The sequence below is a fragment of the Mesorhizobium sp. M4A.F.Ca.ET.020.02.1.1 genome, from assembly GCF_004022645.1.
GTDB lineage: Bacteria > Pseudomonadota > Alphaproteobacteria > Rhizobiales > Rhizobiaceae > Mesorhizobium.
This window is the reverse complement of record NZ_RZOI01001220.1, coordinates 1-909: the sequence shown is the minus strand read 5'-3', so window position 1 is coordinate 909 and position 909 is coordinate 1. Positions and strand designations below refer to the sequence as shown.

At 65.6% G+C, this 909-nt stretch carries 2 pseudogenes; both read left to right on the top strand.

Annotation, left to right across the window (positions count from 1 at the left end):
* A pseudogene (locus tag EN742_RS36200) lies at window positions 1-330 on the top strand (CPBP family intramembrane glutamate endopeptidase); the annotation flags it as partial.
* A pseudogene (locus tag EN742_RS36195) lies at window positions 330-909 on the top strand (glycosyltransferase family 4 protein); the annotation flags it as partial. The pseudogenes EN742_RS36200 and EN742_RS36195, both read left to right, overlap by 1 nt.

Sequence of the window (909 nt, the reverse complement as noted above, 5' to 3'; positions counted from 1 at the left end):
ATCAATGCCTGCGTGCTGGTCTCGATCGCCAGCTTCGCGCTCGTGCTGACGCTCCTTGTCTATGCGACCGGCAATCTGGGAGTGGCCCTTGGCGCCCATCTCGGCAACAATCTGACCGGCTTCCTGCTGATCTCGCACCAGCAGAGCTACAATTCCTTCGCCCTGTTCAACGCCAGGCCGCTAGAAGGCCCCGGCTGGACCGGTTTCGACGCTGTCCTAATCGCCGCGATCGGTATCGTCAGCAGCCTGCTGACGGCGCTGCTTCTGCTGCATCCGCGCTCACCGCTGAAAGTCGGGGCGGCGACATGGCGCGGCGGTGGGCCGGTCTGATGCGCATAACACTGGTGGTGGATGGGGCGATCCCCTGCGCTGGTTATGGCGGCACCGAGCGGCAGGTCGACTGGCTGGCGACGGAACTCGCCCGCCTCGGGCACAGCGTGGTCCTTGTCGCCGCCGCCGGCTCCAGCCATCCGCATTGCGAGGTGCGGCAGGCGGCTTCGAAGGCGGAATGCCGGGCCGCTATTCCCACGGACACCGACATCGTCCACTTCAACAGCTGGTTCCTCGATGTGCCGTTTCCAGCTCTCAATACCGAGCACGGCTATCTTCCGGGACAATCGCGGCCGCAACCGAACTGGAACTTCGTCAGCGCCAGCCACGCCCGCAACCATGGCCGCCAGACCTTTGTCTACAACGGTTTTCCGGTCGACGACTACCGGCTCTCGGCGACAAGGAATGACCGCCTGCTGTTCCTCGCCGGCGTCGCCCGCGCCGGCAAGAACCTCAACCGCGCCGTCGACCTGGCCAAGACATTCAATTTTGCGCTCGACATCGCCGGCGGCCCGCGCTGGCGCCTGCTCACGCGCAGCCAGGTGCGGCGCCAGGGGGTCTTCTTCAAGAGCCTTGGCC